Source organism: Albidovulum sp., assembly GCF_008933605.1.
In the GTDB taxonomy this organism is placed as follows: domain Bacteria; phylum Pseudomonadota; class Alphaproteobacteria; order Rhodobacterales; family Rhodobacteraceae; genus Albidovulum.
The window spans coordinates 1-14,324 of the sequence record NZ_WBUS01000088.1; the positions used below are offsets into that span (position 1 = coordinate 1).

Sequence of the window (14,324 nt, forward strand, 5' to 3'; positions counted from 1 at the left end):
CCCGCGCGCCCCACCACTGGCGGACCGGCCGCACCCCGAAGGGCCGGTCCGCCGGACTTCCCCCGGGACGCAGGTCCAACCGGACGTCGCCCCGATTCGCCTCCCCTGCCCCCGCACAAACCTTCCCGAAGCGTTAACGCCGCCAACTTGTCGCCGGCGGCGGGACAAAGCGGGGCGCGCGACCGGCGATTGTCCGGCGCCCGCTTCAAATCATTGCCCGCCTTTGACAGATCGCCGCGAAGCCAGCAGATTGTCCCTCATAGACAGTCTGCATTTAGGGGTGGGGGCTCCGCAGATGTAATAGAGTGAAAGGTTGTTGGTGTGCCGTATCCTCATGTTCCAGTGGGCCGTCTGTCGACGGATGTATTCAACTCACCCGTTCCGCATTCCCGGACCCTTCCCCAACCCGCTCCAGCCGATCCCGGGCCGCTCCGCGGCGCGCCGCTGACCCGGCGTTACGAGATCGCCTACCTCGATGCCGAGGGGCGTTTCGAAACCTGCACCCGGCTCGCCCCGGCCATCCCCGAGTTCGAGGAGGCCTTTTCCGCCTTCGCGCGGGGCACCGTGATCGCGACGACGGAGGGCCCGGTGGCGGTCGAGGACCTCGTGCCGGGAATGGAGGCGCTGACCGGCGAGGGCCGCGCCGAGCGGATTAGCTGGATCGGCTCGATGACGCTCTTTCCGTCGCGCGCGATGCCGGGAATGGCGCGTTCGACGCTGACGCGGATCACGGCGGATGCCTTCGGCGTCGGCCGGCCGATGCCCGACCTCGTGCTCGGCCCCCGGGCGCGCATCCTCGTCCGTGACGCGCGCTGCCGCTTCGCCACCGGCGTCGAGGCCGCCTACGCGCCGGCCTGTGCCTTCGCCGACGGCGTGTCGATCATCGAGGTGTCCCCGGTCGCGGCGCTCACGGTCTTCCACATCGTGCTGGCACGCCAGGGCTCGATCCGCGCCGCCGGGCTCGAGATCGAGAGCTTCCATCCGGGCGCACGCATGTCCGACGGGTTCGATCCGCAGGTCGCGCAGATCTTCCTGACGCTTTTCCCGCACATGCGCTCCATCGCCGACTTCGGCACCCTCGCCCACCCGCGGATGTCCGCGGCCGAGGTGGAGGCGGCGCTGCACGCCTGAACTCGACACGGCGCCTGTGGCCCTGGCCTCAGGCGCTGCGCCCGAGCCGCGCTTCGAGCACCTCGAAGGGCACGCCCGGCTTGTCCTTCGCGCAGCGGATGACGAGGCTCGTCTTGACGCTCGCGACGTTCGGCGCCGAAGTGAGGTCTTCCGTCAGGAAGGTCTGGAAGCTCGAAAGATCGGGCGCCACGCATTTCAGGATGAAGTCGATCTCGCCGTTCAGCATGTGGCACTCGCGGACAAGCGGCCAGTCGCGGCACCGCTGCTCGAAGGCCGAAAGGTCGGCCTCGGCCTGGCTGTGCAGGCCGACCATGGCGAAGACCTGAACCTCGAAGCCGAGCTCGCGCGGGTTGACGTCGGCGTGGTAGCCGCGGATATAGCCGGCCTCCTCCAGCGTGCGGACGCGGCGCAGGCAGGGCGGGGCAGATATGCCAACCCGGCGGGCTAGCTCGACATTGGTCATGCGGCCGTCGTCCTGCAGTTCGGCCAGAATCTTGCGGTCGATCTCGTCAAGTCTGTTGGCGGCCATCTTGCGTCTCCCGGATTTGCGCGGAACTTATCCGTCGGACCCGGCGTGCGCAATATTATTTCAGATTCACGCAAGATTTTGGCTGGAAGATTCCGCGAAGCCTCAAGCCTTGGGCCTGATCGGCGGAACCCCATGCCCGGCAGGGGCGCCGCATCGCTCAGCCTTGCCCTTTCCTCGGCGCCGAAGCCCGACTATATCGCCCCTGTGACGGCAAGGGGGATCGGCCATGGGCGAGACGCGGCACACGAAGGTTCTGATCATCGGCTCCGGCCCGGCGGGCTACACGGCCGCGGTCTATTCGGCGCGCGCGATGCTGGACCCGCTTCTCGTACAGGGCATCCAGCCGGGCGGCCAGCTTACCATTACCACCGAGGTGGAGAACTGGCCCGGCGATACCGAGGTGCAGGGCCCCGACCTCATGGTGCGGATGGAGGAACACGCCCGCGCCATGGGGGCGGAGGTGATCTCCGACCATATCTCCGCACTCGATCTCTCGCAGCGGCCCTTCACGGCCGCCGGCGATTCCGGCACGACCTACACCGCCGACGCGGTGATCCTCGCCACCGGCGCACAGGCGAAGTGGCTGGGAATCCCGTCGGAGGAGAAGTTCAAGGGCTTCGGCGTCTCGGCCTGCGCCACCTGCGACGGATTCTTCTATCGCGGCAAGGAAGTGGTGGTGATCGGCGGCGGCAATACCGCCGTGGAAGAGGCGCTGTTTTTGACCAATTTCGCGTCGAAGGTGACGGTGGTCCACCGCCGCGACAGCTTCCGCGCCGAGAAGATCCTGCAGGACCGCCTGTTCAAGAACCCGAAGATCGCGGTCATCTGGAACCACACGGTGGAGGAGATCCTCGGCACCGAGGCGCCCCTGGGCGTGACCGGCGTAAGGGTGAGGAATGTGCAGACGGGGGCGGAAAACGTGCTGCCCTGCGACGGCTTCTTCGTGGCGATCGGCCATGCGCCGGCCTCCGAACTCGTGAAGGACCAGGTCGAGCTTCACAACGGCGGCTACGTGAAGGTGCGGCCGGGAACCACCGAGACCTCGATCTCCGGCGTCTTCGCGGCCGGCGACCTGACCGACCATGTCTACCGCCAGGCCGTGACCTCGGCGGGCATGGGCTGCATGGCGGCACTCGATGCCGAACGCTGGCTCGCGGCCGCGGAGCAACCGGCAGCCGCGGCGGCGGAATAGCCCCCGCGCCGCGTCGGCCAGGCGGCCCGCGCCGGTCGCACCCGGGACAGCGGGCCGAGGTTCAGCCAGGCGGACAGGGCATCGCGCGCCGCCCGGCTGCCGAGCGCTTCGAGTAGCCCCTCGTCGACCGCGCGGGCAAGCGACAGGTCGCCTCGGTAGACCCGGATGAAATCCGGCAGGGTCGCAGAGAGGTAAAGGTCGGTATCGCCGCCCGGATCGTCGACGCAGAGCTGGCAACGGCCGTCCTCGTTCAGGTACCACCAGACTGCCTTGTGTTGCGGCTGATCGGTGAATTCGATCCTGACGACGGCGCGGCGGCCGAACGCATCAGCACGCGCGCTCCGCTCGATGCCCCAGAGCAGGAGGTCCATGTCGGCCTCGCCTGCGGCAAGCTCGCGGCGCGCCCAGCGCTGCCCCCAGACACCCATCGCCTCGATGATCGGGGTGAATTCGGCGCCCGCCTCGGTCAGGTGGTACCCCTGCGCACGCCCCTTGCCGCGACGCTCCAGTATCCCCTCGCCCTCCAGTTCGCGCAGCCGTTGCGACAGCAGGGTGGGCGACATCATTGGTACGCCGCGCCGGATCTCCGAGAAGCGGTGCGCCCCCCACCCGATGTTCCGCAGGATGAGCGCATTCCACCGCGGGCAGAAGATCTCGGCCGCCTTGGCGACAGGGCAGAACTGTCCATAGCGTCGCATGTTCCCTCCGGCGGTTTCCCATGATCGGCCCGCCGTTTCAGTTTACTACAGATTCCGGACTATCGGGAACCTGGAGCCATATGCGAGAATCCGCCCGGAAAAGGAGGATCTCATGATGGAGTTGGATCACGCCGAAGCCGGTCAGGTCAGCGCCTCCGCCGCCGAGATCTACGACCGGGAATTCGTGCCCGCCCTGTTCGGCCAGTTCGCACCGATGCTGGTGGAAGCGGTCCGGTTGAAGCCCGGCGAAAGCGTTCTGGACGTCGCCTGCGGAACCGGGACCGTCGCGCTTGCGGCCGAGGGGCATTGTGGGCAGGATAGCAGGATCGCTGCAGTCGACATCAATCCGGGAATGCTGGCAGTGGCCCGGCGCAAGTCGCCCCGCATCGCGTGGCAGGAAGCCGCCGCCGAAGCGCTTCCCTTCGATGACGACACGTTCGACGCGACACTGTGCCAGTTCGCGCTCATGTTCTTCGCCGACCGGACGAAGGCCTTGAGGGAAATGGCCCGGGTGACCAAGCCGGGTGGACGAATCGCCATTTCGGTGTTCGAGAGCGTCGAGCGTTCGCCGGCCTACGACCGCCTCGTGCCCCTTCTCGGCGATGTCGTCGGACCCAAGGCGGCGGCAGCGCTTTCCGCACCATTCTGCCTCGGCGATCCGGCGGCCGTCACCGCAGAGCTCGCCGCCGCCGGCCTCACCGCCGACGAAGTCCGACCCTGCACAGGCACGGCACGGCATGCCTCTCTCGATGCCTGGCTCGATACCGAGATCGGCGGCTGGACGCTCGCCGAGATGGTCTCGGCCGATCAGCTCGGGCGGATCAAGGAAGCCGCGCGCGACGCCCTTGGCGCCCATGTCGGTGCGGACGGAAGCGTCGCATTCCCCGCCCCCGCCCGGGTGCTGATCATTCGTCCCTGATCTCTCTGGACAGGGTGGCGTGCCTGTGCGCCCGTCGTGCCGGAAACAGTCTTCGCCGCCCCCGGGTAATTTCCGCACCAATGTCCCGATTCGGTGCGGATCCCCCGGGCCCGGCTTGAATTCCGCCGCATTTCGGGGCTATCCGCGCGCAGGACGGCGGCGGTACGGCCGCCTCGCCATGCCAGAGGTCAGATCGCCGATGTCGCTGCCCAATCTTGCCCCGATCCGGGAGCTCTATGTCTCCTACGACTCCGCCCAGAAGCTGAAGCACGAGGCCGGCGACCTCCCCTCCTGGGACCTGAGCCCGCGGCAGATCTGCGATCTGGAGCTTCTGATGACCGGCGGCTTCTACCCGCTGAAGGGGTTCCTGACCGAGGCGGACTATGACGGCGTCGTGGACGGCATGCGCACCGCGTCGGGCGCGCTCTGGCCGATCCCGGTCACGCTCGACGTCAGCGAGAAATTCGCCGCGGGAATCGAGCCCGGCCAGGATATCGCGCTCCGCGATCAGGAGGGGGTGATCCTCGCCATCCTCTCGGTCACCGACAAATGGGTGCCGGACAAGGTGCGCGAGGCGGAAAGGGTGTTCGGTGCCAACGACCTCGCCCATCCGGGGGTTAACTACCTGCACCATGTCGCCGGTCCGGTCTATCTCGGCGGGCCGGTGACGGGCATCCAGCCGCCGGTGCATTACGACTTCAAGGCCCGCCGCGACACGCCCAACGAGTTGCGCGCATATTTCCGCAAGCTCGGCTGGCGCAAGGTCGTGGCGTTCCAGACCCGCAACCCGCTGCACCGCGCGCACCAGGAACTGACCTTCCGCGCCGCGCGCGAGGCGCAGGCGAACCTGCTGATTCACCCCGTCGTCGGCATGACCAAGCCGGGCGATGTGGACCACTTCACCCGCGTCCGCTGTTACGAGGCGGTGCTGGACAAGTATCCGGCTTCGACCACCACGATGAGCCTTCTGAACCTCGCCATGCGCATGGCCGGCCCGCGCGAGGCCCTCTGGCACGGGCTCATCCGCAGGAACCACGGCTGCACCCATTTCATCGTCGGCCGCGACCATGCCGGCCCGGGCAAGAACAGCCACGGCCGGGACTTCTACGGCCCCTACGAGGCGCAGGAGCTCTTCAAGACGCACGAGGCCGAGATCGGGATCGAGATGCTGGACTTCAAGCACATGGTCTATGTGCAGGAAAAGGCCCAGTATTTCCCATCGAACGAGGTGCCGGACGGTGGCACCGTTCTCGACATCTCGGGCACCGAACTCCGCCGGCGCCTGCGCGAGGGACTGGAGATTCCCGACTGGTTCTCCTTCCCCGAGGTCGTGGCCGAGCTGCGCCGGACCTCGCCGCCGCGGTCGAAGCAGGGTTTCACCGTGTTCTTCACCGGCCTCTCCGGCTCGGGCAAGTCGACCATCGCCAATGCGCTGATGGTCAAGCTGATGGAGATGGGCGGGCGCCCCGTGACGCTTCTGGACGGCGACGTGGTCAGGAAGCACCTGTCCTCGGAGCTCGGCTTTTCGAAGGAACACCGCGACATCAACATCCGCCGGATCGGCTATGTCGCCTCCGAGATCACCAAGAACGGCGGCATCGCCATCTGCGCGCCGATCGCACCCTATGCCGCGACCCGCCGCGCGGTGCGCGAGATGGTCGAGGCCTCCGGCGCCTTCATCGAGGTGCATGTCGCCACCAGTGTCGAGGAATGCGAGCGGCGCGACCGCAAGGGGCTCTACAAGCTCGCGCGCGAGGGCAAGATCAAGGAGTTCACCGGCATCTCGGACCCCTACGAGGTGCCGGAAAACCCGGAGCTTCGCGTCGAGACCGAGAATGCCGAGGTGGACAACTGCGCCCATCAGGTGATCCTGAAGCTGGAACAGATGGGCCTGATCCGCGCCTGACCGGCGGACGCCTTCCGCGGCGCCCGGCCCACCCCGGCCGGGCGTTTTGCATTTACTTCGCGCGCAAAGCGCGTATATGGGCCGGGCCTTCTGGAACGGAGTCGAACGGTGGCACACAAGGTCTTCATCGACGGGGATGTCGGCACGACGGGTCTGCAGATCCGCGAGCGGCTGGAACGTCGCGGGGACGTGGCGCTCGTCCGCATCGACCTGGCGCTGAGGAAGGACATTCCCGCCCGCCTCGCCGCCTTCGCCGAAGCCGAGGTGGCGATCCTCTGCCTGCCCGACGCCGCGGCGAAGGAGGTCGTGGCGGCCTGCGACGCGGCGGGGCTATCCACCCGCATCATCGACGCCTCGACCGCCCACCGCACCCATCCCGACTGGTGCTTCGGCTTCGCCGAGATGGCGGCCGGCCAGCGCGACGCGATCCGCGGCGCGGCGCGGGTGACGAACCCGGGCTGCTGGTCCACCTGCGCCATCGCGCTGATCCGCCCGCTGGTCGACGCCGGGCTGATCGACCCCGCGCACCCGCCGGCCATCTCCGGCGTCTCGGGCTATTCCGGCGGCGGCAAGGCGATGATCGAGGAATTCGAATCCGGCGCCGTGCAGGGATCGTTCCTCTACGGCGCCGCGCAGGGCCACAAGCACCTGCCCGAGATCACGCGCTACGGCCGCCTCGCGCGCCCGCCGGTCTTCGTCCCGTCCGTCGGCCAATACGCGCAGGGCATGGCGGTGGCGGTGGAGCTTGACCTCGGCGTCGACGGGATCGTCCGCGCCGAGGAGGCGCTGCGGGCGCATTACGCGGGCGAACGCTTCGTCACTGTCGTGCCTGCGGCAACGCACGAGCCGCGCGTCTGGCCGCAGCAGCTCAACGGCACGAACCGTATGGAGCTTTCCGTCCACGGCAACGCGGAAACCGGGGCGGCGACGCTCATCGCGGTGCTCGACAACCTCGGCAAGGGCGCCTCCGGCGCGGCTGTGCAGAATCTCAACCTGATGCTGGGGCTGGACGAGGGCGCTGGGCTCTGAGCCGTTTCGCCGGCGTCAGGACACCAAGGCCCCGGCGGATCGGCCGGGGCTTTATTCTTTTCGGCTCTGCATCTTAGCCCGCGCGTTTCATCCGGTCCATCAGCCCGTCCTTCAGGACGAGCTGGTGGTAGAGCGCGCCCACGACATGCAGGATCACCAGCGCGATGCCGAGGTTGAACATCACCTCGTGCACCTCGCCCGCCGCATCGACGCCGCCGAACCAGGCCATCAGGCCTGAGACGGGGATGAGGAGCAGAAGCCCGTAGAGCCCCAGATGGGTGAGCTTCGCGATAAGGTTGGCCACGGGATGCCCGCCCTCGGGCAGGTCCGGCGCGCCACGGCGCACCCGGATCGCCACCCGGACAAGCGCCAGCACCAAAATCGCCACGCCGATCCAGACATGGGCGGCGGCCGTCGTGCCGAAGGCATCGCGGCCCTCGTGAATCGCGCCCCACGCAGCCTTCATCTTGTCGCTGCTGAGATAGCTCACCCCCAGGAGCAGAAGGATGCCCCAGTGAAGCGCGATCTGTGCGCGGCTGTATCCGGTTACCTTTGACATGTGTCCCTCGTCGGTCTTGAAAGCCGGTGGCCGTGATGGCCGCCCGTTCTGTCACGCAGAAGGAATGGTTTTCCGTCGCCGGTCAATGCAACCGCAGTTGCGCAACGCGTGTCAGTGCACGCTTACCGGGGCCATGTCGTTCTGCCGCGCGAGGATGAAGGCCAGCCTGCGGTCCTTGACGAGCGCGAGCCGCTCGCCCCCGGCGTCGTGCAGCGCATAGAGCGTGTCGAGTCCCATCGCCTGCGCCCGAATCTCCTCCGGCAGGTCGGCCACGGCAACCTCGCGCACATAGACGATGCGCTCGCCGCTTTCCGGCCCGAAATCGTACTTGGTATCCATGCCCGTTTCTCCTTACCCCCTGGTGATGCGGATCGTCTGCACCACCTTCTCCGGCACCGCGCGGACGAGGTCGACGTGGAGAAGCCCGTTTTCAAGCCGCGCGCCGGCCACCTCGACGCCCTCGGCGAGCACGAAGCTGCGCTGGAAGGCACGGGCGGCGATGCCGCGGTGCAGGAAGATGCGGCCCTCGTCCGCCTCCTCCGCCTGGCGGCCACGGATCATGAGCTGGCGGTCCTCCACGGTGATCGCGATGTCGCCCTCGCCGAACCCCGCCACGGCCAGCGTGATGCGGAAGCCGTGTTCGGACGACTGCTCGATATTGAAGGGAGGATAGCCGTCGTTCCCGCTTTTCGCGGTGCGTTCGACGAGCCTTTCAAGCTGATCGAACCCCAGCAGGAAGGGATGGGCGGCGAAAGTCAGTTTCGTCATCTCAGGCCATGTCCTCAGCATCAAGCGACATTGCGTCGAGGTCCCCGTCCGGGCGACCTTGGAATGAATATGGAGCGCGGCCTTGCGCGCGACAAGACAGGGCGCGCGAAAAGCTTCCCGCAATCACGGGGACTTGCTATCCTTCGCTACCATTCGAAATTCCGACTCATGGCCAGCGACGAGATGAACGCCCATCTGGAAATGGACCCGACGGAAGTCCTGCGCGTGAAACTCGAGGTCCTGCGCCAGGAACACCGCGACCTCGACGAGGCGATTCACCTCATGGAAGCGTCCGGCCGGTCCGACCAGCTCACCCTGCGGCGGCTGAAGAAACAGAAGCTGCACCTCAAGGACCAGATCGCGCGGATCGAGGACATCCTCACGCCCGACATCATCGCCTGACCCCGCCTTGCGCCGGGGGACCCGCCGGCTATAGTGCGCGCGCATTTGCAGCGCGCGCGGAGGCGGCATGAGCGTGAAGGTCGGCATCATCATGGGGTCGCAGTCCGACTGGCCCACGATGCAGGAGGCGGCGGCGGTTCTCGACGAACTCGGCGTGGCCTACGAGGCGAAGATCGTCTCGGCCCACCGCACACCGGACCGGCTCTGGGCCTACGGGCGCTCGGCGGTGGAGCGGGGGCTTCACGTCATCATTGCCGGCGCCGGCGGTGCCGCGCATCTGCCCGGGATGATGGCGTCCAAGACCCGGGTGCCGGTGATCGGCGTGCCGGTGCAGACGAAGGCGCTTTCGGGCGTGGACAGCCTCTATTCCATCGTCCAGATGCCGAAGGGCTACCCCGTCGCTACCATGGCCATCGGCGCGGCGGGGGCGGCCAATGCCGGCCTCATGGCCGCCGGCATCCTCGCGCTGTCCGATCCCGCGCTGGCCACCCGGCTCGACGCCTGGCGGGGCGCCCTCTCCGCCTCGATCCCCGAAGAGCCGCTAGATGACTGAGCCCCTGCCGCCCGGCTCCACCATCGGGATCCTCGGCGGCGGCCAGTTGGGCCGGATGCTGTCGGTCGCCGCGGCGCGCCTCGGCTACCGCACGCACATCTACGAACCGGCGGCACATCCGCCCGCGGGCGATGTCGCCCAGGCGGTCACGACCGCGCCCTACGGGGACCGCGAGGCGCTTGCCCGCTTCGCCGCGGCGGTCGATGTCGTCACCTACGAGTTCGAGAACGTCCCGACCTCGGCGCTCGACGCGCTGGAAGCTGTCCGCCCGATCCACCCGAACCGCCGCGCGCTGGCGGTGAGCCAGGACCGGCTGTCGGAAAAGACCTTCCTGAGCGGTATCGGCCTGTTGACCGCGCCCTTCGCGGCGGTGGAGGGCGCGGCGGACCTTGACCGCGCCATCGCGGCCATCGGCTGCCCGGCGATCCTGAAGACCCGCAGGCTCGGCTATGACGGCAAGGGCCAGGTGCGGCTCGCCACCGCCTCCGATGCCGCGGCGGCGCTCGCGGCGATGGCGGGCGCGCCGGCGATCCTCGAAGGCTTCGTTGCCTTCAGCCACGAGGTCTCCGTCATCGCCGCGCGGGGCCGCGACGGTGCGGTGGCGGCCTATGACCCGGGCGAGAACGTCCACCGAGAGGGCATCCTGCGCACCACGACGGTGCCTGCACGCCTGACCGAGGCGCAGCGGACCGACGCCGTGCTGCTGGCCGCCCGCATCCTCACCGCGCTCGACTACGTCGGCGTCATGGGCGTCGAGCTTTTCGTGACGCCGGCGGGCCTTGTGGTGAACGAGATCGCGCCCCGCGTCCACAATTCCGGCCACTGGACGCAGAACGGCTGCGCGGTGGACCAGTTCGAGCAGCACATCCGCGCGGTCGCCGGCTGGCCGCTGGGCGACGGCAGCCGCTTCGCCGACGTGGTGATGGAGAACCTGATCGGCGACGACATCCGGCACGTGCCGGCCATCGCCCGCGAGAAGGATGCCGCGCTCCACCTCTACGGCAAGGCCGAGGCGCGGGAAGGCCGCAAGATGGGCCATGTGAACCGGATTGTCCGGCGGGCCTAGACCGGGCTTATCACGACCGCCCCGCGTCGGTGCCGGGTTTCAACATGGGCGTGCGCCTCGGCGATCCTGCCGAGCGGATAGATGCTGTCGATCACCGGGCGAAGCTGCCCGTCGGCGATCATCGTCTTCAGCGCCTCAAGATCTGCCGCCGTGTCACCGCTGACCCCGATGGTCACGCGCGGGCCGGAGCGAAGCCGGGTCCGGAGCGACTGCACGATCTCGCGCAGGCCGAAGTTCAAGGGCAGGAACAGACCGGAGGGCGCCAGCACCCGGCGCGCCCGGGAAAAGTCCGTGGCCCCGACCGTGTCGAGGACAAGATCGTACCGCTCGGCTCCAAAGGTGAAGTCCTCGACCCCGTAGTCCACGAAACGTTCCGCCCCGAGCCCGAGAACGAACCCACGGCTTCCGGCGCTGGCGATACCGGTGACGCGCGCGCCGAGGGCCCGGGCGACCTGCACGGCATAGGCGCCGACGCCGCCCGAGGCTCCCACCACCGCGACGCTCTGCCCCGGGAGAAGCCCGGCATAGTCGCGCAGGAAGACAAGTGCGGACAGCGCGCCGAAGGGCAATGCAGCGGCTTCGGGATCGCTCAGGTCCTCCGGCGTCGCCGCGATGGCGCCGGCCTCGGGCATGACAAGGTATTCCGCGTGCGCACCCTTGCCGGCAAAACCGAAGACCCTGTCCCCCGTCGCAAAGCGGGACACGCCATCCCCCACCGCATCGACCTCGCCTGCGAAGTCGAGGCCGAGTACCCGGTTTTTCGGACGGAACAACCCCGTCATCAGCCGCCCCGGCAGCCAGAGTACGCCCGGAAACGCCGAGGCCCGCAACCGCCAGTCCGCCGTGGTGACCGAGGCAGCGCGCACCCGGACACGCACCTCGCCCGGCCCCGCCCCGGGCAACTCCACCTCTTCCAGCCGCAGGACCTCAGGCGGGCCGTACCGGTCGTACACAATCGCCTTCATCCAGTCCTCCCGAGGTTGCCATCCCAAGACTAAGGGCTCGTGGCGATGAGGCAAACCCGCAGGGATGCTGCCGGACCGAACACGGACGGCCGCCTACGGCAATACCCGCCGCGCGGCCTCCAGATAGCTCAGGCCGTGGTCGAACCGGCCATTGGCGAGAAACTCGAGCACTTCGGCCACGACGAGCGGGTTGTTCATCATGAAGGTATGGGTCACGGGCAGCACGATATGGTCGCGCATCCCGCCGATCCGGGTGCTCTCGACGCTGACCTTGCCGTCGTCGGCGCCCTCGATCACCGTCGAATAGATCGGGTTGAGCGAGCGGTCGCCGGCGATCACGCCGAGGTCGAACTGGATCGCGGGCAGCGTGTTCGGCGTGGCATCGGGCCCGGTGCCAAGCTCCAGCCCGGCCGGGCCGTTCAGCCAGCGGAAGGCTCCGAGATCGCCGAAGGCATCGACGAGTTCCGATCCGTGGTTCGGCGGCGCGAGCATGACCACCCGTCCCATGGTCCCGGGCCGCTGATCGGCGAGCCAGGCCCGCACGAGAATGCCGCCCATAGAATGGGTGACGATGTGCACCGTCTCCCCGTCGCCGCAGCGCGCGACCTGCGGTCCGACGTAATCGCGCACGAGGGTCTCGATCCCCGCTGCGGTCGAGGGATAGCCCTCGTTGACCACCCGGTAGCCTTCGGCCCGGAGCGCCGCTTCCATCACCAGAAGGGATGTCTCGCTGCGCGCGAGCCCGTGGAGGAGCACGACGCAATCGGCGCGCGCCGCGGGCGCGGCGGCGATCAGGCAAAGCGCGAGGAGCGTCTTCCACATGGCCAAGACATAGGCGGGCCGCAAGCCGCACGCGAGTCCCTTGTCCTTCCCCCGCCGCTTCGCCACTCTGGGCAGATGAAATCCCGTTCCCCCCGTCTGGCCACCCGCGCGATCATCGTCGAGGATGGCCGCCTGCTTCTGGTCAACGCCTATCCGGGCAACCGCTCCGACCTCTGGGGCGCGCCGGGCGGCGGGGTCGAGCCGGGCGTCTCGTTGCCCGAGAACCTCCGCCGCGAGGTGAACGAGGAATGCGGCCTCGAGGTGGAGGTCGGCGCGCTCGCGCTCGTCAACGAATTCCACGACCCGAAATCCGGCTACCACCAGGTCGACCTCTTCTTCCGCTGCCGGGTGACGCGCGGCGCGCTCGACCCGGCGTGGCGCGATCCGGCCGGCATCGTCCACACCTGCCGGTTCTTCGCCCCGGCGGAACTGGCGGCGATCCGCCTGAAGCCGGACAGCCTGCCGCGGATCGCCTTCGCGCCGGCCGCGCCGGTCTACTACGACCCGCTTGAGGAGATCGTGCCATGAGCCGCGCCTTCGTGAAGGAGGACGGGCCGGACACCGAGCTCCTGCCGGACCTCCCGGTCAGCCCGCATCCGAACTTCGTGACGCCGCGGGGCCTGCAGGCACTGCGCGACCGGCTGGCCGCGACCCAGGCCGAGCTCCAGCGGCTGAAGGCGCGGGCGGACCGGCTGGACCGCCTGCCGGAAAAGGCCGCCGAACGCGACATCCGCTATCTCGAGGCGCGGCTCGCCTCCGCGATCCCGGTGGATCCCGCCGCCCAGCCGCAGGGCGAGGTCGCCTTCGCCAGCCGCGTCACCGTCGCCGACGAGGCGGGAAGCGAGACGGTCTACGAGATTGTCGGCGAGGACGAGGCCGACGCCGCCAGGAACCGGATCGCGCCGCAGTCGCCGCTCGCCCGGGCACTTCTTGGCGCGCGCGTGGGCGACATCGTGGAATGGCGCCGGCCCGCCGGAACGCTGGCGCTGGAGGTGATCGCCATCGCGCCCCTGCAATGCTGATCCGCGCGCTCGACCCCGCAACCGAGGTGCCGCTTGTCGAGGCGCTCTATGCCGAGGCGGCGGACTACTGGCTGCTTGCGGATCGCGTGCCGCCGGACCGCGCGAAGGCCGCGGACTTCTTCACCGACGCCCCGCCGGGGGCCGACCCCGCACGCTCCCGCCGGCTCGGTCTCTTCGTCGAGGGGCGGCTTTCCGGCGTGGCGGAACTGTCCTACGGGTTTCCCGGGCCGGGCGACGGCTATCTCGGCCTGATGATCCTTGCGCCCCGGCTGCGCGGAAAGGGGTACGGCGCGCGGTTCCTCGCCCATGTCGAGGCGCTTGCCCGGCAGGCCGGCGCGCCGCGGCTCTGCCTTGGGGTGCTGGAGGCCAATCCGCGCGGCCGGGCGTTCTGGCAGCGCGAGGGGTTCGCCCCGACCGGGGTCACGCGCCACGACGCCGGGACCGGCCATGACATCCGCCGCTTCGTCAAGCCGCTCTGACGCCGGGATCAGGCGCGCCGCGGCAGCGTGGCAAACGCCACCCCGCCGAGGACGAGCACCGAGGCGACCAGGAACCGGAGCGTCAGCGCCTCGCCGAGGAACGCCATGCCGCCGGCCAGCGCGATCACCGGCACGGTGAGCTGCGCCACCCCGCCCCGCGCGGCGCCGAGGCCGGGCAGGATCGCGTACCAGAGCGCATAGCCGAGGCCGGAGGTCAGCGCCCCGGAGACGACGGCGAGAAGGAGGCCCGCCGTGCTGGCCGACGCTGCCGCGCGGGGCGGGGT

The 14,324-nt window shown here is 69.0% G+C and carries 19 protein-coding genes; 11 read left to right on the forward strand and 8 right to left on the reverse strand.

Annotation, left to right across the window (positions count from 1 at the left end):
- The first annotated feature begins 342 nt into the window (after nucleotides 1-342).
- Nucleotides 343-1,131: a Hint domain-containing protein gene (locus tag F9K34_RS12055; protein WP_291337217.1), complete on the forward strand. Its 789-nt coding sequence runs from the start codon at nucleotides 343-345 to the stop codon at nucleotides 1,129-1,131.
- 28 nt (nucleotides 1,132-1,159) lie between these two features.
- Here F9K34_RS12055 and F9K34_RS12060 read toward each other — a convergent pair whose 3' ends face one another.
- Nucleotides 1,160-1,660, reverse strand: coding sequence for an Lrp/AsnC family transcriptional regulator (locus F9K34_RS12060; protein WP_291337218.1), 501 nt, complete (start codon nucleotides 1,658-1,660; stop codon nucleotides 1,160-1,162).
- Nucleotides 1,661-1,886: 226 nt separating this feature from the next.
- Between F9K34_RS12060 and trxB the strand changes: the two genes are divergently transcribed.
- Nucleotides 1,887-2,852: a thioredoxin-disulfide reductase gene (gene trxB / locus F9K34_RS12065; RefSeq protein WP_291337219.1), complete on the forward strand. Its 966-nt coding sequence runs from the start codon at nucleotides 1,887-1,889 to the stop codon at nucleotides 2,850-2,852.
- On the opposite strand, the gene F9K34_RS12070 is transcribed toward trxB, so the two are convergent.
- A complete protein-coding gene (locus F9K34_RS12070; protein ID WP_291337220.1) occupies nucleotides 2,747-3,550 on the reverse strand; it encodes a winged helix-turn-helix transcriptional regulator in 804 nt (267 codons plus the stop codon). The genes trxB and F9K34_RS12070 overlap by 106 nt on opposite strands.
- A 112-nt stretch (nucleotides 3,551-3,662) precedes the next feature.
- Between F9K34_RS12070 and F9K34_RS12075 the strand changes: the two genes are divergently transcribed.
- The 3 genes from F9K34_RS12075 (at nucleotide 3,663) to argC (ending at nucleotide 7,404) form a co-directional block, all read left to right on the forward strand.
- Nucleotides 3,663-4,469 (forward strand): methyltransferase domain-containing protein, encoded by an 807-nt coding sequence (locus tag F9K34_RS12075; RefSeq protein ID WP_291337221.1) that lies wholly within the window; start codon nucleotides 3,663-3,665, stop codon nucleotides 4,467-4,469.
- A 199-nt stretch (nucleotides 4,470-4,668) separates the two neighbouring features.
- On the forward strand, nucleotides 4,669-6,375 hold the full coding sequence (locus F9K34_RS12080) for a bifunctional sulfate adenylyltransferase/adenylylsulfate kinase (RefSeq protein ID WP_291337222.1): 1,707 nt from the start codon (nucleotides 4,669-4,671) through the stop codon (nucleotides 6,373-6,375).
- Between the two features lie 108 nt (nucleotides 6,376-6,483).
- A complete protein-coding gene (argC, locus tag F9K34_RS12085) occupies nucleotides 6,484-7,404 on the forward strand; it encodes an N-acetyl-gamma-glutamyl-phosphate reductase (RefSeq protein ID WP_291337223.1) in 921 nt (306 codons plus the stop codon).
- A gap of 73 nt (nucleotides 7,405-7,477) precedes the next feature.
- Here argC and F9K34_RS12090 read toward each other — a convergent pair whose 3' ends face one another.
- The 3 genes from F9K34_RS12090 to F9K34_RS12100 all read right to left on the reverse strand — a co-directional run bounded on the left by F9K34_RS12090 (nucleotide 7,478) and on the right by F9K34_RS12100 (nucleotide 8,731).
- Nucleotides 7,478-7,963: a cytochrome b gene (locus F9K34_RS12090; RefSeq protein WP_291337224.1), complete on the reverse strand. Its 486-nt coding sequence runs from the start codon at nucleotides 7,961-7,963 to the stop codon at nucleotides 7,478-7,480.
- Between the two features lie 111 nt (nucleotides 7,964-8,074).
- Nucleotides 8,075-8,302: a DUF1150 family protein gene (locus tag F9K34_RS12095; RefSeq protein ID WP_291337225.1), complete on the reverse strand. Its 228-nt coding sequence runs from the start codon at nucleotides 8,300-8,302 to the stop codon at nucleotides 8,075-8,077.
- Nucleotides 8,303-8,314: 12 nt separating this feature from the next.
- Nucleotides 8,315-8,731, reverse strand: coding sequence for an Hsp20 family protein (locus F9K34_RS12100; protein ID WP_291337226.1), 417 nt, complete (start codon nucleotides 8,729-8,731; stop codon nucleotides 8,315-8,317).
- A 183-nt stretch (nucleotides 8,732-8,914) separates the two neighbouring features.
- Here F9K34_RS12100 and F9K34_RS12105 point away from each other — a divergent pair, with 183 nt between their 5' ends.
- The 3 genes from F9K34_RS12105 to F9K34_RS12115 all read left to right on the forward strand — a co-directional run bounded on the left by F9K34_RS12105 (nucleotide 8,915) and on the right by F9K34_RS12115 (nucleotide 10,752).
- On the forward strand, nucleotides 8,915-9,133 hold the full coding sequence (locus tag F9K34_RS12105) for a YdcH family protein (protein WP_291337235.1): 219 nt from the start codon (nucleotides 8,915-8,917) through the stop codon (nucleotides 9,131-9,133).
- Nucleotides 9,134-9,200: 67 nt separating this feature from the next.
- A complete protein-coding gene (purE, locus tag F9K34_RS12110) occupies nucleotides 9,201-9,686 on the forward strand; it encodes a 5-(carboxyamino)imidazole ribonucleotide mutase (protein WP_291337227.1) in 486 nt (161 codons plus the stop codon).
- A complete protein-coding gene (locus F9K34_RS12115; protein WP_291337228.1) occupies nucleotides 9,679-10,752 on the forward strand; it encodes a 5-(carboxyamino)imidazole ribonucleotide synthase in 1,074 nt (357 codons plus the stop codon). Before purE ends, F9K34_RS12115 begins: the two co-directional genes overlap by 8 nt.
- Here the strand turns inward: F9K34_RS12115 and F9K34_RS12120 are convergent.
- On the reverse strand, nucleotides 10,749-11,717 hold the full coding sequence (locus F9K34_RS12120; protein WP_291337229.1) for an NAD(P)-dependent alcohol dehydrogenase: 969 nt from the start codon (nucleotides 11,715-11,717) through the stop codon (nucleotides 10,749-10,751). The genes F9K34_RS12115 and F9K34_RS12120 overlap by 4 nt on opposite strands.
- A 93-nt stretch (nucleotides 11,718-11,810) precedes the next feature.
- Complete coding sequence (locus tag F9K34_RS12125; protein WP_291337230.1) at nucleotides 11,811-12,539, reverse strand: alpha/beta fold hydrolase; 729 nt, start codon at nucleotides 12,537-12,539, stop codon at nucleotides 11,811-11,813.
- Between the two features lie 75 nt (nucleotides 12,540-12,614).
- Here F9K34_RS12125 and F9K34_RS12130 point away from each other — a divergent pair, with 75 nt between their 5' ends.
- Genes F9K34_RS12130 through F9K34_RS12140 form a run of 3 tightly spaced genes read left to right on the forward strand, consistent with a single transcriptional unit; the run spans nucleotide 12,615 to nucleotide 14,040 of the window.
- Nucleotides 12,615-13,067 (forward strand): NUDIX domain-containing protein, encoded by a 453-nt coding sequence (locus tag F9K34_RS12130; protein ID WP_291337231.1) that lies wholly within the window; start codon nucleotides 12,615-12,617, stop codon nucleotides 13,065-13,067.
- Entirely contained in the window at nucleotides 13,064-13,561 is a 498-nt protein-coding gene (locus F9K34_RS12135; protein ID WP_291337232.1) for a GreA/GreB family elongation factor, read from the forward strand. Before F9K34_RS12130 ends, F9K34_RS12135 begins: the two co-directional genes overlap by 4 nt.
- Nucleotides 13,555-14,040 carry a GNAT family N-acetyltransferase gene (locus F9K34_RS12140; RefSeq protein ID WP_291337233.1) on the forward strand — a complete coding sequence of 162 codons (486 nt, stop codon included), beginning with the start codon at nucleotides 13,555-13,557 and terminating at the stop codon, nucleotides 14,038-14,040. Before F9K34_RS12135 ends, F9K34_RS12140 begins: the two co-directional genes overlap by 7 nt.
- Before the next feature lie 8 nt (nucleotides 14,041-14,048).
- On the opposite strand, the gene F9K34_RS12145 is transcribed toward F9K34_RS12140, so the two are convergent.
- Nucleotides 14,049-14,324 (reverse strand): DMT family transporter (locus F9K34_RS12145; RefSeq protein ID WP_291337234.1); only part of this gene is annotated, 276 nt, incomplete at its 5' end.